Consider the following 22,066-nt stretch of genomic DNA (forward strand, 5'->3'; position numbering starts at 1 on the left):
CCTGACGCGCTTTACCGGCAGCTACGCGTCCGATTCCCACGTGGGCGGGCACCTGGATGTCAGCCGTCGATTCGGCTCGGAAAACCAGTTCGGTGTGCGCTTCAACGGCAGCCTCCAGGGTGGCGACACGGCTATCGACGACCAGGAGCGCGAGCTCGGCATCGGTGCCATTGCTCTGGATTATCGGGGCGAGCGTTTGCGCTTGAACCTCGACTTCATCAGCCAGAAAGAAAGCTTTGACGGCGCCTCGCGGCCCTTCACCGTCGCGCCTGGCGTTGAAATTCCATCCGCCCCCAACGGTCGTACCAATGCGTCACAGAAATGGGGTTGGTCGGACACCAAGGAGCAGTCGGCCTTGCTGGGTGGCGAATACGACCTGACGGACGCGGTCACGGTGTTTGCCCACGCCGGCGGTGGTCGCTCGGACGTCAAGCGGATGTCCGACCAGGTACCAAGAATCCTCAACAACGCCGGCGATATCAGCAACACGCCGGGGTATTACAAATTCAACGTAGACCGTTCGACAGCCGATGTGGGGGTTCGTGGGGTGTTCGACACCGGCCCTGTCAGCCACACGACCACGCTGATGGCGACCACTTACCAGGATGAACTGTCCCGGGGGATCAACAATGGGCCGGAGGTCCGCTCGAACATCTATCACCCGGTGGACGTGCCCAAGCCGGCCATCAATGCGCCCAAGGTGCTGCGGGTTTCCGAGTCGCAGCTGTCCGGCTTCGCCTTGACCGACACCTTGTCGGTACTGGATGACCGTCTGCAACTGACCCTGGGGCTGCGTCGGCAAAATATCGAGTCGCGCAACTACAATGCCAGCGGCTCGGTCAGTTCCCGTTATGACGACAGCGCAACGACCCCGCTGGTCGGCGTGGTGGTCAAGCCCTGGGAGGACGTGTCGCTCTACTACAACTATGTCGAGGGGCTGAGTAAAGGTGACGTCGCGCCAGGCAACGCGAGCAATGCCGGCGAAACGTTTGCACCTTATGAATCCAAGCAGCATGAGATTGGGGTCAAGTACGAGCACGGCACGTTCATGACCACCCTGGCGCTGTTCCAGATCGAGAAGCCCAGTGGCGAAATCGGTGCGAACAGCGTTTTCTCTGTGCAGGCTGAACAGCGCAACCGTGGCCTGGAGTTGAGCGTGTTCGGCGAAGTGGCCCCCGGCACACGCTTGATGGGGGGCGTGACATTGCTCGACGGTGAGCTGACGGATTCCGCCACAGCGGCCAACCGTGGCAATAAGCCGGTGGGTGTGCCAGACGTACAAGCCAACCTGTGGGCCGAATGGGACACCCCGTGGGTGGAAGGCTTTACCCTCACCAGTGGCGCGATCTACACCAGCAGCCAATACGTGAACCAGGCCAACACCCAGGAGCTGGATGCCTGGACCCGCTTCGATGCGGGCGCTCGCTACGCCACCAAGATCGAAGGTCGACCGACGACTTTCCGAGCCACGGTCCAGAACGTCTTTGACCGCGAGTACTGGTCGGGGGTCGCCTCGTACGGCGCCTTCTCCCCAGGTTCTCCACGCACATTGCAATTGTCGGCCACGGTGGATTTCTGAGGCATGGCGAGGGGTGGCTCTAGCACAGGGTCACCCCTCTCACTTTTCTTTCCCGATCTCTTCTATATAAGGTAATGCTGTTCACTTAGGAAAAACGATGAACCTGTGGCCAGACAAACCTTAAGCGAACAGCATTATTGGCCTTTGGCAGGCAGCCCCATCTTCGCCAGCGTCAGCGTTTCATCGGCGCGCCCCCAGCCACCGTCTGCCACCTCTTCGACCAGGACCATGGTGAATGGACGGACCCCTTCGCCGAAGTATTCGACGAACATTTCCGTGGTGCGATGGATGATCTCTTCCTTGCGGGCGTGGTCCAGGATTCCTTCGGGAAATTTGTAGTTGGCAAATGGCATGGATCGACTCCGTAGGTGTGAAAGATTCGCCAGGGGCGATGGCCCCTGGCGCGCATCTTTCTCCTTTATGCCCGTGGAATAAATCCTTCTGGATTGGCATCTGAATTCAACGTACGTGAACAATCGGCCGCTTGGACTCAGTGCGAATGACGCGGCTCGCCACTGCGGGCGATCACGCGCAGATGCAACGTGGCAGGCTCCAGGCAGCCCCCGGTGGACAATTGCCCGACCAGTTGCCGGTACAGTTCCTGCCAAGGCGTTTGCGACGGTGGGATGTTCGGTGTCCATTCGAGTCGACGCCGGGCCATCTCTTCGTCGTCGATCAGCAGGTTCACGGTGCGTGTATTCAGGTCCACTTTCAGCCGGTCGTTGGTTTGCAGCAACGCCAGGCCGCCGCCCACGGCTGCTTCAGGGGACATGTTGAGGATCGATGGGCTCGCCGAGGTGCCGCTCTGGCGACCGTCGCCCAGGCAGGGCAGGGAGTCGATGCCCTGTTTGATCAGCGCGGCCGGTGGGGCCATGTTCACCACCTCGGCACTGCCGGGGTAGCCCACGGTGCCGACACCGCGAATCACGAGGATGCAGCGCTCGTCGATGTCCAGCGCCGGATCGTCGATGCGGGCGTGGTAATCCTCCGGTCCTTCGAACACGATGGCCCGGGCTTCGAAACTGTTCTCGGCACCGGGCTCGGAGAGGTAGGTCTTGCGAAACGCTTCGCCCACCACCGACATCTTCATGATCGCGCTGTCGAAGAAATTGCCGCTGAGCACGATGAAGCCGGCGCGGTGCTTGAGCGGGGTGTCGAAGGGATGGATCACGTCGGCGTTGCTGGTCAGGCTGCTGCTGACGATTTCGCCGATGGTCCTGCCGCTGACCGTGGCGCAGTCTTCGTGCAGGCGTCCGGCTTTTTGCAGTTCGTGCATGACCGAGGGCACACCGCCGGCCCGATGGAAACCTTCACCCAGGTACTTGCCGGCTGGCATGCAATTGACCAGCAGCGGCACGTCCTCGCCAATTCGTTGCCAATCATCCAGGCTCAGTTCGACGCCCATGTGCCGGGCGATGGCGATCAGGTGCGGCGGGCAGTTACTCGAAGCACCCAGGGCCGAGGCGACGGCGATGGCGTTCTCGAAGGCCTGGCGGGTCATGATCTGTGACGGACGAATGTCTTGCAGCACCAGCTCGCAGATGCGCTTGCCGGTGGCATAGGCCATTTGCCCGCGCTCGCGATAGGGCGCCGGAATGCTCGCGCAACCGGGCAGCGACATGCCCAGGGCTTCGGCCAGGGCGTTCATCGACAAGGCGGTGCCCATGGTGTTGCAGTGACCCACCGATGGCGATGCCGCAGTGGTCATTTCCATGAAGCCTTCGTAATCGATCTCGCCGGCGGCCATCAGGTTGCGCGCATGCCAGAGCACGGTGCCCGAGCCGATCAACTCGCCCTTGTGATGGCCGTCGAGCATCGGCCCGCCGGACAAGACAATGGCGGGCAAGTCGGTGGTCGCCGCCGCCATCAGGCAGGCGGGCGTGGTCTTGTCGCAACCGGTGGTGAGCACCACGCCGTCCAACGGGTAGCCGTGGAGGATTTCCACCAGCCCCAGGTAGGCCAGGTTGCGGTCCAGGGCAGCGGTGGGGCGCCGTGACTGTTCGGCGATCGGGTGCACCGGGAATTCCATGGGGATGCCACCGGCGTCACGGATGCCGGCCTTGACCCGTTGGGCCAGTTCCAGGTGATGACGGTTGCAGGGGGTCAGGTCGCTGCCGGTCTGGGCGATGCCGATGATCGGGCGTCCCGATTGCAGCTCTTCGCGGGTCATGCCGTAGTTCATGTAGCGTTCGACATACAGGGCGGTCATGTCCGCGTGAGCCGGGTCATTGAACCATTGCTCGCTGCGCAGGCGGCGTTCAGGCGTGTCACTCATGATTCATGTCTCTCTTGTAATTGGATGAATCGGTCACGGTCGTAGCGTCAGCGGCCCAGCAGTCCGCGGGCAGCGAGGTTGCGCAACAAGGCGCTGACGCCAAAGGTCCAGGGGGCGGCGTCGCAGCTGTGGGTCACCTCATTATGCAGGCTGCCGAGCAAGGGGCTGCTGATGCTGACCCGGTCCCCGCGTTTGTGGGTGAAACCGCTGCCGGGATGGTCGCGGTCTTCGGTGGGGGCGAACAGGGTACCGAGAAACAGCACAAAACCATCCGGATATTGGTGGTTGGCGTTAAGTGTCTGGCTTGCCAGGTCCTGTGGGTCACGGCTGATCTGGCTCATGGAGCTCGAACCGTGCAGGCGGTAGCCATCTTCGCCTTGTACCTGGAGGTCGACCACGCAGGCGCGTACGTCATTCAGGCTGAAGTGTTCGTCGAACAGGCGAATGAACGGCCCGATGGCGCAGGACGCATTGTTGTCCTTGGCCTTGCTCAGCAACAGCGCGCTGCGACCTTCGATGTCTCGCAGGTTGACATCGTTGCCCAGGGTGGCGCCGTGGATCTGGCCACGGCTGTTTACCGCCAGCACCACTTCCGGTTCCGGGTTGTTCCATTGCGATACCGGATGAATGCCAATTTGGCTGCCGCTGCCCACGGCGGACAGGATCGGTGCCTTGGTGAAGATCTCCGCATCCGGGCCGATGCCGACTTCCAGGTACTGCGACCACATGCCCTGTTCGATGAGCAAGGCTTTCAGGCGCATGGCTTGCTCGGAACCCGGCACGATCGCCCGCAGGTTATCGTCGATCACGCTGTGCACGGTGGCGCGTACCGCCTCGGCCCTTGCCGCGTCGCCGCCGGCCTGTTCCTCGATCACTCGCTCGATCATGCTGGCGGCGAAGGTCACGCCGGCGGCCTTGATCACTTGCAAGTCCAGCGGCGGCAACAGAAATGGCTTGGCCGGGTCGGCATGAATGCCGGTGTTGGCCAGCAGCGCTTCGACGCTGGCGATGAAAATGCCGGGCGTTTGCCTGACTTCCGCCAACGGTGAGGACGTTTCCAGCAAATCGCTCAAGGTCGCGAAACGGTCCGACAGGTCGAACACCCCATCGCTGCGCAACACGACGGGTGAAGGTCCGGCGACACGGCCAGGCACCCAGGCACGACCGATGAGGGTGCCGGCGACGCCATCGACGGGCAGGGTGTTCTCGGGAGTAAGCATCAGTGACATGGGCAGTCTTCCGGGTTCGTAAAGCTTTCAAGCTAGGGCCCGCGGTTGATGAACTCCAATGAGATATATTCAGTATCTGATAACGTCCGGTTATTGCATCGTCGAGGATTGCCCATGTCCGATCTGTCTTTCTCCAGCTTCTGCGGCTGGCTCAAATTCCGCCATCTGCTGTTGATCGATACCTTGGGGCGAACCTGCAACATGCATCTGGCGGCCGAGCAGATGAACCTCAGCCAGCCCGCCGTGAGCAAGATGCTCAAGGAAATCGAAAGCCTGCTCGGCTTCGCCCTGTTCGAGCGCCGCTCCCGGAGCATGCCGCCCACCGCATTGGGTGAGCACGTACTGCGTTACGCGCAGATCGCCTTGAACGATGCCCGTTCGTTCGTCGAGCAAATCAGCAGCCTGCGCGAAGGTGGCCATGGCTACCTCAAGGTCGGCGGTATCTTTGCCGCGACGGCGGTGGCCTTGCCTGAGGCGATCCTGCAGATCAAGCAACGCTGGCCCTTGCTGTCCATCGAGGTGGTGGAGCAGACCAGCAACCATCTGATGAAGATGCTTGAAGAGAAAAAACTCGATCTGGCGGTAGCCAGGTTTACCGAGCAAAGCCAGCAACAGCGCTACGACTTCCAGCCCCTGGCCCCGGAACCGTTCTGCATCGTGGTCAATGACCGCCATCCCCTGGCGAACGCCGGGCCGACCTCCCTGCAGCAACTGGTGGACCTGCCGTGGATTCTCTACCCGGTCGGCACGCCGATCCGTGCACGCATGGAACTGGCCTTCGCCGAGGCCGGGGTGGGAATGCCGCGCAATACCATCGACACCATTTCCATGCAGACCTTCCTCCAGGTGCTGCAACGCGGGCCCATGATCGGCATGCTGCCCAATGCCATGGTCGATCCGCTGCTCGACAGCGGCCAGCTCAAGACCCTCGATACCCCGCTGCACCTGGTGCCCCAGGACTACGGCATCCTCACGCGAAAGGACGAACCGCTGGTGGGCGCGGCGCTGGAGTTCGCCGAGATTCTCAAGGACAACGCCCGTCTGAGCGGTTGAGTGTGCCGCCGCCATCGCGAGCAAGCTCGCTCCCACAGGAGGCGGGAGTGTCGCGGATCTTTCAGTCAACACGAAACAACTGTGGGAGCGAGCTTGCTCGCGATGGCGGCGGATCAGCCTGCACTGAACCCTGTGGCGAGGGAGCTTGCTCCCGCTGGGCTACGCAGTAGCCCCCTTGCCAAACCCAAGCCTCGATAACAATACGTTATCGACTAATCCAAAAATGCCATTGGGAAAGAATCGATTCCCGACAGTAGAGTCCTCGTTCAATCGCCGGATGAGTCACTCATTCGACGTGACCCAATAAAAACAATCAGGGGTTACCTCATGCAAACCATCTCCGAGCCGTTGCCCGCCCAGGCACAAGCCGGCCAGCTGGATTTCGAAGACCGGACCTACCGCAAGGTGATCTGGCGGATCCTGCCCGTGTTGCTGTTGTGCTACATGGCGGCGTACCTCGATCGTGTGAACATCGGGTTCGCCAAGCTCGACATGCTCAACGAGCTGCAATTCAGCAACACGGTGTATGCCTTGGGCGCCAGTATGTTTTTCTGGGGCTATTTCCTCTTCGAAGTGCCCAGCAACCTGTTGCTGCATCGCTTTGGCGCACGGTTCTGGATCGCCCGGATCATGCTCAGTTGGGCGGTGATCTCCATGGCCGTGGCCTACACCGTGCCGCTGGCGGCTTTCTTCCACATCGAATCGAGCACGATGTTCTATGTGCTGCGCTTCCTGTTGGGCATCTGCGAAGCGGGCTTTTTCCCTGGCGTGATCCTCTACCTCAACTACTGGTTTCCGACCCACCGGCAGAGCCGGGTGATGTCCGGGTTCCTGCTGGCGCTGCCCGTCAGCCTGACCCTGGGCGGCATACTTTCCGGCTGGCTGATGAACAGCATGCAAGGGGTGCATGGCTTGTCCGGCTGGCAATGGATGCTGCTCATCGAAGGCATTCCATCGATCATCATGGCGTTCGTGGTGATCGTCTGCCTGGCCGACAACATCGACAAAGCCAAATGGCTGACGGTCGCGGAAAAAGCCCTGCTCAAGGCCAATCTGCAAACCGACAACCAGGGCAAGGCCACGCGCTTGAGCGAAGTGTTCTTCAACCCGCGGGTGTGGTTGCTGGTATTGATCCTGCTGACCTTCAACACCGGTTTCTATGGCCTGGCGTTCTGGATGCCTTCGATCATCAAGAGCACCGGCATCACCAACAGCTTGCACATCGGTTTGCTCACCGCCATCCCTTATTCGGTGGCGGTGGTGGCGATGCTGCTCAACGCTCGGCACTCCAACCGCACCGGTGAGCGGCGCTTGCACGCGGCGATCCCGGCGTTCATTGGCGGCGTCGGCCTGATCCTCAGTGCCTTCTTCGCTGACAACCTGGTGTTGTCCGTGCTCTTTCTCAGCGTCTCCGCTTCGGGGATCCTCAGCCTGATGCCGATTTTCTGGACCCTGCCGGGCACCGTGCTGTCGGGGGTCGCCGCCGCAGCCGGCATCGGCATGATCAACGCCATCGGCAACTTGTCGGGCTTTACCGGCTCGATGATCACTGCCGTGGCCGAAACCCTCACGGGCAACATCAACAACGGCACTTATGTACTGGCCTTGTGTCTTTTGGTCAGCGGCGGGCTGATCCTGGCCATCCCCGCTTCGATGCTCGGCAGGACCCCCAAGCACGCCGCCACGGCAGCGCAACTGGAGGCCGCATGAACCTGCAGAACAAGCGCGTGCTGGTGACGGCAGCGGGGCAGGGCATTGGCTTGGCCAGCGCCATTGCCTTCGCCCGGGCTGGGGCCGAGGTGATCGCCACGGACATCGATATCTATGCACTGGCGGGGATCGAAGAGGTCACCGCCATGTCCCTGGATGTCACCTCGACCGCTGCCATTAGCGCCGCCTGCGAGCGCATCGGCGGGCTCGACGTGCTGTTCAACTGCGCAGGCTACGTGCACAGCGGCAACATACTGCAATGCGACGAAGCGGCCTGGGCGCGTTCGATGGACCTCAATGTCACGGCCATGTATCGGATGATCCACGCGTTTTTGCCGGGCATGCTGGCCCGTGGCGGCGGCTCGATCATCAACATGTCGTCGGTGGCCTCCAGCGTCAAGGGTGTGCCCAATCGCTTCGCCTATGCCACCAGCAAGGCGGCGGTGGTGGGCCTGACCAAGGCTGTCGCCATCGACTTCGTCAACCAGGGCATCCGTTGCAACGCGATCTGCCCGGGCACCGTGGACTCGCCTTCGCTGCGCCAGCGCATCGCCGAGCAGGCCGTGCAACAGGGCGTCGATGAGGCGCAGGTCTACCGGCAATTCCTCGACCGTCAGCCCATGGGACGCATCGGCAGCACTGAAGAGATCGCCCAGTTGGCGGTGTACCTGGGCAGCGATGCATCGGCCTACACCACGGGTGCCATTCACGTCGTCGACGGTGGCATGAGCATCTGAACCCCGGTCTTCACTTGAGCAGGAGCACGACATGAAACTATTGCGCTACGGCGAAAAAGGCTCGGAAAAACCCGGGCTGTTGGATACCGACAATCAGCTGCGCGATCTCTCCGGCCATGTGCCGGACATCACCGGGCAGGTCCTGGGCGCGGACAGCCTGGCAGCGCTCGCCGCCCTCGACCCGCGTAGCCTGCCGCTCGTTGCCGGCCAGCCGCGTATCGGTGCCTGCGTCGGCCAGGTCGGCAAATTCATCTGCATCGGCCTGAACTACGCCGACCATGCGGCCGAGTCGAACATGGAGGTGCCGAAAGAGCCGATCATCTTCAACAAATGGACCAGTGCCATCTGCGGGCCGAACGACGATATCCAGATCCCGCGCGGCTCCCTCAAGACTGATTGGGAAGTCGAGCTGGGCGTGGTCATCGGTAAAGGCGGGCGCTACATCGACGAAGCCAATGCCATGGAGCATGTCGCCGGCTACTGCGTCATCAACGATGTGTCCGAGCGCGAGTGGCAACTGGAGCGCGGCGGCACCTGGGACAAGGGGAAGGGTTTCGACACCTTCGGCCCACTTGGCCCCTGGCTGGTGACCCGGGATGAAATCGCCGACCCGCATACGCTGGATCTGTGGCTGGAGGTTGACGGACACCGCTATCAGAACGGCAATACCCGAACGCTGATCTTCAGCGTGCCGCAACTGATTGCCTACCTGAGCCGCTGCATGAGCCTGCAACCGGGGGATGTGATCTCCACCGGCACGCCACCCGGCGTCGGCTTGGGCATCAAGCCCGCCCCGGTGTTCCTGCGGCCGGGCCAGACCATCCGCCTGGGGATCGAGGGCTTGGGCGAACAGCGTCAGGTCACGGTGCAGGCGGACTGATCGCAGGGCTCGCTGCCCCCTCAGGCCCCTGTGGGAGCGGGCTTGCTCGCGATAGCGGTGTGTCTGCCGGCATCCATTCAACTGACCAGACGCCATCGCGAGCAAGCTCGCTTGTATGTTTAGACTTGAAGGGGTGGGCGGGACTAAAAGCTCGATTCCGACTCTAGCCAGTACGGACCGTGGGAGACTTCTCGTCCCGCCCCTTCTACCTAAAGCGCCGATAAGGAATTCATCGGTAAAACCGACGATAGAGGCAAGCCAGCGCTACGGTAGACCCCGACAAGCATCTAAACCCTAGCTCCGAGGATTCGAGATGACAATCCTTACCTCCTCAACGGTTATCGGTATTGATGTAGCCAAGGCCGAAATCGTCGCTTATCGCGAAGATCTGAACAGCACTCAAGTGATCGAAAACACCCGCGAAGCTATTGGTCGCTGGCTCAAAACGTTGCCAGCGCAAAGTTCGATTGCCCTGGAAGCCACCAGCATCTATCACTTGGACACTGCTGAGCTGGCTCATGGAATGGGGCATCGGGTTTACATTGTGGATGCTTATCGAGTGGCCCATTACCGCGAAAGCATTGGGCAGCGGGCAAAAACTGACCCCTGCGATGCACGTCTGCTAGCACGCTATCTGACAAGTGAGCAACAACGGCTACGTATCTGGAGTCCACCTCCGCATGCCTACAAGCTATTGAAGAGCTTGCTAAAAAAACGAGCAGAACTCATCAAGGCGCGCGTCAGCATCACGCTGAGTTGGTCGGGAGAGCCGCTTCTGAAGGATATCCTGGATCAGCAGATGGAGGCGTTCAAACAAAGTGAGCGAGCCATTCAGAAGTTGATGCGTGAGGTCAGTCAAGAGGCGGGGATTACTGAGAATATCAAGCGCTGCAAGGCCATCGAGGGGATTGGCGAGCTGACGGCAATGGGCTTGGCAACTGCGTTCATGCGGGGGCACTTCGTCAACGGCGATGCGTTCATTGCCTTTTTAGGATTGGATTTAAGACCAAAGGATTCCGGGAAAAAACATAGCCCCAGGTATCTGAGCAAGAAAGGAGACGGCGAGCTACGACGTTTGGCACACACCGCAGCTATGGCGGCTTGCCGGTCCCCCACCTGGAAACCTTACTATGAGTCCTATTTGGCGCGAGGCCTCGCCAGAACCCAGGCTCTTGTAATCCTTGCCCGCAAGTTGTGCCGAGTGGCATTCGCTCTGATGAAAAAACAGAGCGAATACCGGCCAAATTTAACGGTGCAGGGTTCCCCTGCAACATAGAATCTCCCACACTGTTCCGAGGCGCTACACATATTGATGCCTTACCAATCCCCCTGTGGGAGCGAGCTTGCTCGCGATAGCGCTGGCCCGGCCGGGCCTCACTTTGGATCAACCCGCCTGACACGCTTCATCACCACCACGAAAAACACCGGCACGAACACCACCGCCAGCGTGGCGGTGATCATCCCGCCGATCACCCCGGTGCCGATGGCCTGCTGGCTCGCCGAGCTGGCACCGGTGGCAATCGCCAGCGGTACCACCCCGAGGATGAACGCCAGCGAGGTCATGATGATCGGTCGCAGGCGCAGGCGTGCGGCCTGGAGCGTGGCGTCGATCAGGTCGTGGCCTTCGTCGTACAGGCTCTTGGCGAACTCGATGATCAGGATCGCGTTCTTCGCCGACAGGCCGATGATGGTGATCAACCCGATCTTGAAGAACACGTCGTTGGGCATGCCGCGCAACGACACGGCCAGTACCGCGCCAAGCACACCCAGTGGCACCACCAGCAACACCGAGGTCGGGATCGACCAGCTCTCGTACAGAGCCGCCAGGCACAGGAACACCACGAGCAACGACAGGCCCAACAGGATCGGTGCCTGGCTGCCGGACAAGCGTTCCTGCAAGGACAACCCGGTCCATTCCTGGCCCAGGCCCGTCGGCCCCAGGGCCACCAGCCGTTCTATTTCGGCCATAGCTTGCCCGGTGCTGTAGCCCGGTGCCGGTTCGCCGGAAATGCTCACCGCCGGATAACCGTTATAGCGGGTCAATTGCGCCGGCCCCTGGGTCCAGCGGGCCTGGACGAATGCCGACAACGGGACCATTTTCCCGCTGTTGTTGCGCACGTGGATCTTCAGCAGATCCTCGACCTGGCTGCGCTGGTCGCCCTCGGCCTGGACCACCACCCGCTGCATCCGCCCCTGGTTGGGGAAGTCGTTGATGTAGGCCGAACCCACCGCCGTGGACAACACGCTGCCGACATCGGCAAAGGAAATGCCCAGGGCATTGGCCTGCTTGCGGTCGACCTCCAGTTGCACCTGCGGCGCCTCCGCCAGGGCGCTTTCGCGCACATTCATCAGCATCGGGCTTTTTTCGGCGGCGGCGAGCAATTCGCTGCGGGCCTGCATCAAGGTGGCATGGCCGAGTCCGCCACGGTCCTGCAAACGGAACTCGAAACCGCTGGAGGTGCCCAGGCCATCCACGGGCGGCGGCAGCACCGAGAACGCCATGGCATCCTTGATTTGACCCAGGGCCAGGTTGGCGCGGTCGGCAATTGATGCCGCCGAGTCCTCGGCGCCGCGTTGCGACCAGTCCTTGAGGGTGGTGAAGGCCAGGGCTGCGTTCTGCCCGCTGCCGGAAAAGCTGAAACCGAGAATGATCGTGCTGTCGCCAACCCCCGGCTCGCCGGCGTTGTGGGCTTCGATCTGCTCCACCACCTGCACCGTCCGGTTTTTGCTCGCACCCGGTGGCAGTTGGATGTCGGTGATGGTGTAGCCCTGGTCTTCCACCGGCAGGAACGAGGAGGGCAGGCGACTGAACAACAGGCCCATGCCCACCAGCAGCACGCCGTAGATCAGCAGATAACGGCCGCTGCGTTTCACCGCATAGGCCACCCACCCCTGATAGTGGTCGCCGAAACGGTCGAAGCCACGGTTGAACCAGCCGAAGAAGCCGCTTTTGGCGTGGTGATCACCTTGGGCGATCGGTTTGAGCAAGGTCGCGCAAAGCGCCGGGGTCAAGGTCAGGGCGAGAAAGGCCGAGAACAGGATCGAGGTAGCCATCGACAGCGAGAATTGCTGGTAGATCACCCCCACCGAGCCCTGCATGAACGCCATCGGAATGAACACCGCCACCAGCACCAGCGTGATGCCGATGATCGCACCGGTGATCTGCCCCATGGCCTTGCGCGTGGCCTCCTTGGGCGACAAGCCTTCCTGGGCCATGATCCGCTCGACGTTCTCCACCACGACGATGGCATCGTCCACCAGGATACCGATGGCCAGCACCATGCCGAACATGGTCAGCACGTTGATCGAGAACTCCAGCGCGAGCATCGTCGCGAAGGTACCCATCAATGCCACCGGCACCACCAGGGTCGGGATCAGGGTGTAGCGGATGTTCTGCAGGAACAGGAACATCACCGCGAACACCAGCAACATCGCCTCGCCGAGGGTGTAGATCACCTTGGTGATCGAGACCTTGACGAACGGCGAGGTGTCGTAGGGGATCTTGTACGCCACGCCGGCCGGGAAGTAGCGCGACAGCTCGTCCATTTTGTTGCGTACCAGGGTCGCGGTGTTCAAGGCATTGGCGCCCGGCGACAGTTGCACCGCCACCGCGGTGGACGGCTTGCCGTTCAGGCGTGTGGAAAACTGGTATTCCTGGCTGCCGATCTCCACCCGTGCCACGTCGGCGATGCGCACCGTCGAGCCATCGGGATTGGCCTTGAGCACAATGTCGGCGAACTCTTGCGGCGTGTTGAGCTGGCCTTTGACGACGATGGTCGCGGTGATTTCCTGGGTGCTGCGGCTCGGCAATTCCCCCAGGCTGCCTGCCGACACCTGGGCGTTCTGCGCCACGATGGCGGCATTGACATCGGCCGGGGTCAGGTTGAAGCCGACGAGTTTCTGCGGGTCGATCCAGATCCGCATGGCGCGCTCGGCCCCGTACAACTGGGCCTTGCCGACACCGTCCAGGCGCTTGATCTCGTTCATCACGTTGCGCGCCAGGTAATCGCTGAGGGCCACGTCGTCGAGCTTGCCGTCGCTGGAGGTAAGGGTGATCAGCAGCAGGAAGCCGGCGGAGACTTTGTCCACTTGCAAGCCCTGCTGCGTGACCGCTTGCGGCAGGCGCGACTCCACCGCCTTGAGGCGGTTCTGCACGTCGACCTGGGCCAGTTCCGGGTTGGTACCGGGGTGGAAGGTCGCGGTGATGGTGGCGCTGCCCAGGCTGCTTTGGGATTCGAAATACAGCAGGTTGTCGGCGCCGTTGAGTTCTGCCTCGATCAGGCTGACCACGCTTTCGTCCACGGTTTGCGCCGAGGCGCCCGGGTAGACGGTGTAGATCTCGATTTGTGGCGGCGCCACCACCGGGTATTGCGCCACCGGCAGTTGTGGAATGGCCAGGACACCGGACAACAAGATGAACAAGGCGACGACCCAGGCGAATACCGGACGGTCGATGAAAAATTGCGGCATGGCTTAGTGTCCTGCCTGTGGCCCGGGAACCTGGGCGAGGGGGAGTGGAGCATCGTCTATCCGGACATGTTCGCCGGGACGGGCGTGTTGCAGGCCTTCGATGACGATGCGGTCGCCGGGTTTCAAACCGTGGGTGACGACCCAGCGATCGTTTTGCGCGGCGCCCAGTTGCACCGGTTGCTGGCTGACCTTCTGCTCGGCGTCCAGCAGCAACACCTGGGCGATGCCGGCGCTGTCGCGCAAGATGGCCCGTTGCGGCACGGTGATGCCCTGGCTGTTGACCGCCTGTTCCAGGCGCACGCGGATGAAACTGCCCGGCAGCAGGTCCAGGTCGGGGTTGGGGAACTCGCTGCGCAGGGTGATCTGGCCGGTGCTCGGGTCGACGCTGAGGTCGGTGAACAGCAACTTGCCGGGCAGCGGATAAGGGCTGCCGTCGTCCTGGATCAAGGTGGCCTTGGCCTGGCCCTGGCCGACCGCTTGCAGTTGCCCTGCGCGAAAGGCGCGGCGCAGGTCATTGAGTTCGCGGGTCGATTGCGTGAGGTCGGCGTGGATCGGGTCCAGTTGCTGGATCAACGCCAACGGCGTGCTTTCGTTCTGCCCCACCAAGGCACCTTCCGTCACCAGGGCGCGGCCGATGCGCCCGGATATCGGCGCGGTCACCGTGGCATACCCGAGGTTCAGTTTCGCCCGTTCCACCGCGGCTTTGTTGGCGGCGACGTCCGCGGCCGTCTGGCGCACGTTGGCCCTGGCGTTGTCGTAGTCCTGGCCACTGATCGCCTTGTCATCGATCAATTGGGCGTAACGCTGTGCCTGCAAGCGGGCCTGGAACGCATTGGCCTCGGCCTTGCGCAACGCCGCCTCGGCACTGTCCAGGTCGGCCTTGAACGGCGCCGGATCGATGCGAAACAGCACCTCGCCTTGTTTGACGTCGCGGCCTTCGTGAAACACCCGCTGCAAGACCACGCCGGCTACCCGCGCACGGACTTCGGCGACCCGTGGCGCGGCGATCCGACCGCTCAGCTCGTTGCTGATCGACAGTGGCCGGGCCTGGACCGTTTCGACACGCACGCTTGCCAGCGGGGCGGAGGCTTGCGGGTTCGAGGCATTATCACAGCCACTGAGCAGCAGCGCGCCGACCAACAGGCCCAGTGTGACGAAAGGAATCTTGGACATGGTGCTTCCCCAATATTGAGCCGCCCATGGTAGGGGTCGAGGCCAATGCCAGGGGTGAAGCTTTGTAGGCGCTCTGTGAAATTGTGTAAGCGCACAGGCCACTAGATCCGGAAATGCCCCACCAACTGCTGTTGATGGTTGGCCATGGCATGCAACGAGTGGCTTGCCTGCGACGCTTCTTCCATCCGGCTGGTCAAGGTTTCGCTGATTGCGCGAATGTCGCTGACGCGATGGCTGATGTCTTCCACTACAGTGCTTTGCTCCAGGGCGGCGCTGGCGATCTGTTGGTTCATGTGTTCGATCACTTCCACGGCGTCGGTGATGTGTTGCAACGCCACATGGGTCTTTTCGACTTGGGCGACGCTGTCCTTGGCCTGTTCGCGGCTCAGTTGGGTGCTGTGCACGACCTCCTGGCTCAACTGTTGCAACGCTTCGATCACTGTGCGTATCTGCTCGACCGAGTTCTGGGTGTTGCTGGCCAGATGGCGAACTTCGTCGGCCACCACGGCGAAGCCGCGCCCCTGTTCACCGGCCCTGGCCGCTTCGATGGCGGCATTCAAGGCCAGCAGGTTGGTCTGTTGGGCAATGGCACAAATCACGTCCAGCACCTGGCCAATGTGTTGGCTGTTGCCGGCCAGCGCCTGCACTTGCACGAGTGTGGTTTCCAGGCGCCGGTCGAGACTGTCGATGCTGGTGACTGCGTTGGCGAACAATTCCCGCCCCGATCGGCTTGCGTTTTCGGCGACGGTGGCGGCATCGGCCGCCTGGTGGGAATGGCGAGCCACTTCCTGGGCGCTGGTGCTCATTTCATGCAAGGCGGTCGCTGCCAGCTCGACTTCCCGGTACTGCGTGTGCATGCCGGCGCTGACTTCCCGGGCCACCCGCGCCGACGTATCGGCGGTGTTGCGGGTGTCCAGGGAGGCTTGCTGGATATCGCGGATAATGGGCTGCAACTTGTCGAGAAAGCGGTTGAAACCCCTGGCCAGATGGCCCAACTCATCATGGCGGTCGTTGGGCAGGCGCTGGGTGAGATCGCCATCGCCTTCGACAATCGCATCGAGCATATGCGCCACCCTCAGCAGTGGCCGGGTCACGCCGTAAGCGGTGAGCCAGATGAGCAACAGTCCCAAGCCGGCAGCCAGCAGGCCCAGGCTGAGGTTGAGCCAGTTGGCCTGGCGATACTTGTCGTCCAACTGCGCCTGCATGTGCAGAGCTGGCGCTTGCACAAGCGCTTCAGGTACGCGTATCTGCAATTGCCAGGGGCTATTGTCGGGAGCGGTTTGCACGGCTTGCCGAACGTCGACCGAGGTGCCGTCAACCGTGCCGCTATGGCCGGCAACTTGCCCTGATGGGGAAAGAATGTTGATCTCGCTGTGGCCGGGATACAGGTCGTTGGCCAGGCTGGCGGCCAGTTGCTGGAGGGTATCGAGGCTGATGTCCATGCCCACCACGCCGATGACGTTGCCCTGGTCCAGCAGCGGTATGGAGATGCTGCTCATCAACGTCTTCTGGCCTTCGACCTCGATCGCGTAGGGCTCTGTCACGCAGGTGCGTCCCAGGGTCTGCGGGCAGACGTACCAGGCGTTGGCCGGCTCGCTGCCCGGTGGTGCGGTGTTGGCGCTGATCTGGGCTTCGCTGAGCACCTCCTGCACCAAGTGGCCGGGTTGGCTTTGCGACCAGTACAAGGCGAAGCGACCCTTTTCGTTGCCGGCCAGATCGCGCTGGCCAATGAAACCGGCATCTTCACCGACCAGCGCGTCGGGAAGCAGCACCACGTAGAAGCCGAGGACTTTTTCGCGGTTCTGGAGGGCTTGGCGGGTCGCGGCGATCAGGTCCTGGCGCAGTTGCCCCGGTGTCAGTCGCCCGTTCCACGCCTGGGCGCGCAGTTGCAGGACCTGCTGGGCAAAACCTTCCCCATAGATCGCGGTTTCGCTGAAAAAGCGCTCCACCCGCTGACCGTGTGCCAGGCCCTGCGCCTGCAGGCCTTCCAGGGCCGAGCGCCCGAGCAGTTGACTGCTTTGCTGCTTGAGCAGCGTTGCGCCTTGCTGGTTCTGATACAGGGAGGTACCGGTCAATGCCCCGACGACGGCCAGCAGGCACAGCCCACTCAGGAGCGTGATCCGCCATTGGATAGAGAGACGAGCGAAGAACATGCTGAGATTTTCCTGCGCTTAGGGATTTTTATTGTTCTGTGCCCCGCACTGTTTGAACGGCGGGCGAGGCTATCTTGCGGCAGGAAGCGCTTGCCGGTTATCCCGAATCGGCAGCCGTTGTGCCCAGGCGTTGGGCAATGCGGTTCCGCCAAGAAAACACAAAACCTGTGGCGAGGGAGCAAGCTCCCTCGCCACAGGTTGTCGTTTGGTCCAGGGACATGGTCAGCGTTACAGCATTGGGCTGACCTGTTTTGGGGCGCCGCCTCGGATGCTGCCGTTTTGGGATAGCGAAGGGTTTTGGCAAGGGCCTAGCATCGAATCCAGCGTGCAAGCAGAACAATAAGCTTTTGGACGTCGGCGAAACTGGCCGTCTCCGATCCAGCAACAACTGCCTCATACAATAAGGTCAAGAACAATGAGTGTATCTTTCCCGATCAGCAGCTCGACGGAGTTGAAGCGCGGCGCCCTGGGCGTCGGCTTCATCATCTTCTTTGTGATTTCGGCGGCGAGCCCCTTGAGCGTCATCGCCGGCGGTTTCCCCATCGGCATCATGCTGGGCAACGGCGCGGGTACGCCGGCGTTGCTGCTCCTGGCGCTGTTGGTGTTGCTGGCCTTCTCGGCGGGCTACACGGCCATGTCCCGGCACATGACCAACGCCGGTGGTTTCTATGCGTTCACCTCTCGCGGTTTGGGTGGCCTGGCCGGTGGCGCGGCGGGGGTGCTGGCGATGTTCGCCTACAACATTCTCCAGGTCGGGCTGTACGGCATGTTCGGTGGCGTGGTCAGCGGCACGATGGCCAGTGTCTTTGGCCTGGATTTGCCGTGGTGGACGTATTCGCTCCTGGCGATGGCGAGCATCGCGATTCTCGGTTATCGCAAGATCGACCTGTCGGCCCGGGTGCTGTCGGTGGTGGTCATTGCCGAGTACCTGGCGATCCTGACGCTGGATTTCGCCATCCTCAAGACCGGTGGCGACAGTGGCATCAATCTCGATTCGTTCGATCGCAGCCATGTGTTCAGCGGCACGCCGTCCATCGGCTTGCTGTTCTGCTTCGCGGCGTTCATCGGCTTCGAGGCCACCACCATCTACGGCGAGGAGGCCAGGAACCCGCACCGTACGATTCCCATCGCCACCTACAGCTCGGTGCTGTTGATCGGCGGGTTCTATGCCCTGTCGGTTTGGGCCATGGTGGTTGGCGTAGGCGCGGACAAGATCGTACCGACCTTGCAGGCGCTCCAGGATCCCACCACGTTCATCTACGGCATGTCCGATCACTTTGTCGGCCCACACCTGACCCAGATCATCCGAGTGCTGTTCATGGTCAGCATCTACGCCGGCCTGCTGGCGTTCCACAACGCTGCGGCGCGTTATTTCTATGCCATCGGGCGTGACGGTTTGCTGCACAGCCGGTTGGGCACCACCCATCGCGTGCACCAGAGTCCGCACATGGGCTCGGTCCTGCAAAGCCTGATCGCAGCGGTGGTGGTGCTGATCTTCGCCGCACTGGACGCCGATCCGATCCTGCAATTGTTCGCCTGGTTCTCCAACCTGGCCACGTTGTGCGTGATCCTGCTCATGGCCCTGACCTCTGCGGCGGTATGGGTCTATTTCCGCTCGCATCCGGAGTTGAAGCTGGGGCTCTGGCGCGGACGGATTCTTCCGGGTTTTTCGTGCCTGGCATTGCTGGCGGTCCTGGCCCTTGCGGTGATGCATTTTGACGTGCTGACCGGCGCCAGCCAACTGTTGTCCTACGGCCTTTGCGCCGTCATTCCCGCCGCGCTGATTGTCGGCGTATTCCTCGCCGCCCGATTGCGCAAGTCCTCGCCCGAGCGGTTCATGGCGTTGGGCAGCCACAAGCTCTAGGGCGCCACGCGACCACGTCAAACCACACAAAAAATTGCGCTGTCGTTCGGGACGGTCCGGCCGCGCGTGAAAGGAAGATGTTATGCACGATTATCAAATGCTCATCAATGGGGCCCGGGTCGACGGCGAAAACGGCCACTTCGATGTGATCAATCCGGCGACCGGCACCGTGTTCGCCCGTTGCGCGGCCGGTTCCCTGGCCCAGCTGGACCTCGCCGTCGAAGCGGCGCAGTCGGCCTTTATCGAATGGCGATACAGCAGCCATGAAGATCGCCGCCAGCGCCTGCTGAGCATCGCGGCGGACATCGAACAGGACGCCGAGTCGTTGGCCCGTCTGATTGTCCTGGAGCAGGGCAAGCCGCTGGAGCTGGCGTTTTCCGAGGTGATGGGCGCGGTGGCCTGGACGCGTTACGCCGCCGAACAACAGATCCCCGTGGAGTTGGTGGAGCAGACCCCGAGCCAGCGCATTGAACTGCACCGCAAGCCGTTGGGCGTCGTCGCATCGATCACGCCCTGGAACTGGCCCTTCATGATTGCCGTCTGGCACATCATGCCGGCGTTGCGGGCCGGCAACTGCGTGATCAGCAAACCGTCGAGCCTGACCCCGCTGAGCACTTTGCGCCTGGTGGAGATCATCGCGCGCCATGTCCCTGGGGGCGTGATCAATAGCGTGACCGGCGAACAGGGTTTCGGCAGCGCGATCACTGCCCACGCCGGCATCCAGAAGATCGTCTTCACTGGCTCGACCGCCACCGGCCAAAGCGTGATGCGCGGCGCCGCGGGCAACCTCAAGCGCCTGACCCTGGAACTGGGCGGTAACGATGCCGCCATTGTGCTGCCCGGCACGCCGGTCGAGGCAGTGGCCGAAGACATTTTCCAGGCGGCCTTCCTGAACATGGGACAGACCTGCGCCGCCCTCAAGCGTTTGTACATCCACCAATCCCAGTACGAGGCCTTTGCCGAGACCCTGGCCGTTATCGCCAGGCGTCAGGTGGTGGGTGACGGCCTGGCGCCTGGGGTCACGTTTGGCCCGGTGCAGAACCTCGAACAACTGACACTGGTTGAGGAACTGGTGGCGGACGCCCGTGCCCAGGGGGCGCGGGTGTTGTGCGGCGGTGCCCGTCTGGACCGCCCGGGCTTTTTCTATCCGCCGACGCTGGTCGCCGATGTGACCGACGGACAGCGCCTGGTGGACGAGGAACAGTTCGGTCCGGTGTTGCCCCTGATCGCCTATCAGGATGTCGAGGATGTCTTGCGCCGCGCCAATGCCGGCGACATGGGCCTGGGAGGGTCGGTCTGGGGCCGCGACAGCGAGCAGGCACAGGCATTGGCCAGTCGCCTGGAATGTGGCATGGCCTGGGTCAATTGCCATGCGCAGATCCAGCCGAATACGCCGTTTGGCGGCAGCAAGATGTCCGGGTTCGGCGTCGAGTTCGGCCTTGAAGGGCTGCTGGAGTTTACCGGCCAGCAGCTGCTGTACGTACGCAAGCGTGAAACTGAGTGAGGACTGCAACCATGTACGAGCACTACAAGACAGCGCAGAAGAAATTCTGGCACCCGATGAGTTCTTCGGCGCCAGCCAACCGCTCCAAGACGTTGATCATCGCCCGTGGCGACGGCAACTACATCACCGATATCGAGGGCCATCGCATGCTCGATGGTGTGGGTGGCCTCTGGAACGTGAACGTGGGCCATAACCGGCCTTCGGTGAAGGCGGCCATCGCTGCGCAACTGGACGAACTGGCCTATTACCAGACCTTCGACGGCATCGCCCACCCGCGGGTGTTCGACCTGGCCGAGCGGCTGACGTCGATGTTCGCCCAGGAAAACATGGCGCGGGTGCTGTTCAGTTCCGGCGGTTCCGATGCGGTCGAGACGGCCCTGAAAATGGCCCGTCAATACTGGATCGCCAGCGGCGAGCCAGGGCGCACGCGCTTCCTGTCGTTGCGCAATGGCTACCATGGCGTGCACGTGGGCGGCACCTCCGTGGGCGGCAATGGGGTCTATCACTACAACCACGGGCCGCTGTTGGCCGGCTGTCATCTGCTCGATACGCCGTGGCTGTACCGCAATCCCTGGGACTGCCGCGATCCGGAGGAATTGACGGCTCACTGCATTCGCCAGTTGGAAGACCAGATCGCGCTGCTGGGTTCGCAGACCATTGCCGCGTTGGTCGCCGAGCCGGTGCAAGGTGCCGGTGGCGTAATCGTGCCGCCGGCGCATTACTGGAAAAGGCTGCGTGAAGTCTGTGATCGCCACGGCATCTTGTTGATTGCCGATGAAGTGGTCACAGGGTTCGGCCGCACCGGCTGCATGCTCGGCAGTCGAGGTTGGGGCGTCGCGCCCGACGTGCTGTGCCTGGCCAAGGGCATCACCGCCGGCTACATCCCCATGGGGGCGACGGTGTTCAACCAGCGTATCGCCGATGCCATCGAGAACGGTCCGGGTTTCAGTAGCGTGATCATGCACGGCTACACCTACAGCGGCCACCCGACGGCGTGTGCGGCGGCCCTGGCGGTGCTGGACATCGTCGAAGCCGAGGACTTGCCGGGCAATGCCGGGAAAGTCGGGGCCCAATTGCTGGAGCAACTGCAGCCGCTGACCGAACGTTATGCGGTGGTGGGCGAAGTGCGCGGCAAGGGCTTGATGATCGCCGTGGACCTGGTGGCGGACAAGGTCACCCGCGAGCCGCTGGACCCGGCCAACGGCCTGGCCTCGCGTATCGCCGAGCAGGCGCGCCGCGCCGGCGTACTGGTGCGCCCGATAGGCAACAAAATCGTGATGTCGCCACCGCTGACCCTGACCTCCGACGAGGCCGCCATGATGGTCGGTGCGTTGGACGGCGCGCTCGCAGATTGCCGCTAGCCCGACCCGCCGGCGCAGCGTGCTGCGCCGGCTCCTGAATATAAAGACAGCCTTTGAAGGCGCACCACAAGGAGCTCC

At 62.3% G+C, this 22,066-nt stretch carries 15 protein-coding genes and 1 pseudogene; 9 read left to right on the forward strand and 7 right to left on the reverse strand.

The window, feature by feature from the left end:
- Positions 1 to 1,579, forward strand: a 1,579-nt coding sequence (locus J4E53_RS03795) for a TonB-dependent siderophore receptor (protein ID WP_207268107.1), incomplete at its 5' end; no start/stop codon positions are given.
- Between the two features lie 134 nt (positions 1,580 to 1,713).
- On the opposite strand, the gene J4E53_RS03800 is transcribed toward J4E53_RS03795, so the two are convergent.
- The 3 genes from J4E53_RS03800 to J4E53_RS03810 form a co-directional block, all read right to left on the reverse strand.
- Complete coding sequence (locus tag J4E53_RS03800) at positions 1,714 to 1,932, reverse strand: 4-oxalocrotonate tautomerase family protein (RefSeq protein ID WP_003200762.1); 219 nt, start codon at positions 1,930 to 1,932, stop codon at positions 1,714 to 1,716.
- Positions 1,933 to 2,069: 137 nt separating this feature from the next.
- Positions 2,070 to 3,854, reverse strand: coding sequence for an IlvD/Edd family dehydratase (locus J4E53_RS03805; protein ID WP_060742734.1), 1,785 nt, complete (start codon positions 3,852 to 3,854; stop codon positions 2,070 to 2,072).
- A gap of 47 nt (positions 3,855 to 3,901) precedes the next feature.
- Positions 3,902 to 5,083, reverse strand: a complete 1,182-nt coding sequence (locus J4E53_RS03810) for a fumarylacetoacetate hydrolase family protein (RefSeq protein ID WP_103308360.1) — start codon at positions 5,081 to 5,083, stop codon at positions 3,902 to 3,904.
- Between the two features lie 114 nt (positions 5,084 to 5,197).
- Here J4E53_RS03810 and J4E53_RS03815 point away from each other — a divergent pair, with 114 nt between their 5' ends.
- The 5 genes from J4E53_RS03815 to J4E53_RS03835 all read left to right on the forward strand — a co-directional run bounded on the left by J4E53_RS03815 (position 5,198) and on the right by J4E53_RS03835 (position 10,739).
- Positions 5,198 to 6,136 (forward strand): LysR family transcriptional regulator, encoded by a 939-nt coding sequence (locus tag J4E53_RS03815; RefSeq protein WP_060742732.1) that lies wholly within the window; start codon positions 5,198 to 5,200, stop codon positions 6,134 to 6,136.
- A gap of 327 nt (positions 6,137 to 6,463) precedes the next feature.
- Positions 6,464 to 7,846 (forward strand): MFS transporter, encoded by a 1,383-nt coding sequence (locus J4E53_RS03820; protein ID WP_103308359.1) that lies wholly within the window; start codon positions 6,464 to 6,466, stop codon positions 7,844 to 7,846.
- Positions 7,843 to 8,583 (forward strand): SDR family oxidoreductase, encoded by a 741-nt coding sequence (locus J4E53_RS03825; RefSeq protein WP_103308358.1) that lies wholly within the window; start codon positions 7,843 to 7,845, stop codon positions 8,581 to 8,583. Before J4E53_RS03820 ends, J4E53_RS03825 begins: the two co-directional genes overlap by 4 nt.
- 31 nt (positions 8,584 to 8,614) lie before the next feature.
- Positions 8,615 to 9,463, forward strand: coding sequence for an ureidoglycolate lyase (locus J4E53_RS03830; RefSeq protein ID WP_103308357.1), 849 nt, complete (start codon positions 8,615 to 8,617; stop codon positions 9,461 to 9,463).
- Positions 9,464 to 9,776: 313 nt separating this feature from the next.
- Positions 9,777 to 10,739 (forward strand): transposase, encoded by a 963-nt coding sequence (locus J4E53_RS03835; RefSeq protein WP_103308356.1) that lies wholly within the window; start codon positions 9,777 to 9,779, stop codon positions 10,737 to 10,739.
- A 98-nt stretch (positions 10,740 to 10,837) separates the two neighbouring features.
- Here J4E53_RS03835 and J4E53_RS03840 read toward each other — a convergent pair whose 3' ends face one another.
- The 4 genes and pseudogenes from J4E53_RS03840 to J4E53_RS30965 all read right to left on the reverse strand — a co-directional run.
- Positions 10,838 to 13,933, reverse strand: coding sequence for an efflux RND transporter permease subunit (locus J4E53_RS03840; protein WP_103308355.1), 3,096 nt, complete (start codon positions 13,931 to 13,933; stop codon positions 10,838 to 10,840).
- A 3-nt stretch (positions 13,934 to 13,936) separates the two neighbouring features.
- Entirely contained in the window at positions 13,937 to 15,106 is a 1,170-nt protein-coding gene (locus tag J4E53_RS03845) for an efflux RND transporter periplasmic adaptor subunit (protein ID WP_103308354.1), read from the reverse strand.
- 101 nt (positions 15,107 to 15,207) lie between these two features.
- Entirely contained in the window at positions 15,208 to 15,963 is a 756-nt protein-coding gene (locus J4E53_RS30960) for a methyl-accepting chemotaxis protein (protein WP_409077843.1), read from the reverse strand.
- A gap of 102 nt (positions 15,964 to 16,065) precedes the next feature.
- Positions 16,066 to 17,259 (reverse strand): annotated as a pseudogene (locus J4E53_RS30965) (HAMP domain-containing protein); the annotation flags it as partial.
- Between the two features lie 415 nt (positions 17,260 to 17,674).
- On the opposite strand from J4E53_RS30965, the gene J4E53_RS03855 reads away from it, so the two are divergent.
- From J4E53_RS03855 to J4E53_RS03865, 3 genes are all read left to right on the forward strand, one after another.
- Positions 17,675 to 19,123: an APC family permease gene (locus tag J4E53_RS03855; RefSeq protein WP_060742725.1), complete on the forward strand. Its 1,449-nt coding sequence runs from the start codon at positions 17,675 to 17,677 to the stop codon at positions 19,121 to 19,123.
- A gap of 82 nt (positions 19,124 to 19,205) precedes the next feature.
- On the forward strand, positions 19,206 to 20,627 hold the full coding sequence (locus tag J4E53_RS03860; RefSeq protein WP_103308352.1) for an aldehyde dehydrogenase family protein: 1,422 nt from the start codon (positions 19,206 to 19,208) through the stop codon (positions 20,625 to 20,627).
- Between the two features lie 11 nt (positions 20,628 to 20,638).
- Positions 20,639 to 21,988: an aminotransferase class III-fold pyridoxal phosphate-dependent enzyme gene (locus J4E53_RS03865; RefSeq protein ID WP_103308351.1), complete on the forward strand. Its 1,350-nt coding sequence runs from the start codon at positions 20,639 to 20,641 to the stop codon at positions 21,986 to 21,988.
- The last annotated feature ends 78 nt before the right edge of the window (positions 21,989 to 22,066 follow it).

The sequence above is a fragment of the Pseudomonas sp. FW305-28 genome (assembly GCF_017351395.1).
GTDB lineage: Bacteria > Pseudomonadota > Gammaproteobacteria > Pseudomonadales > Pseudomonadaceae > Aquipseudomonas > Aquipseudomonas fluorescens_AA.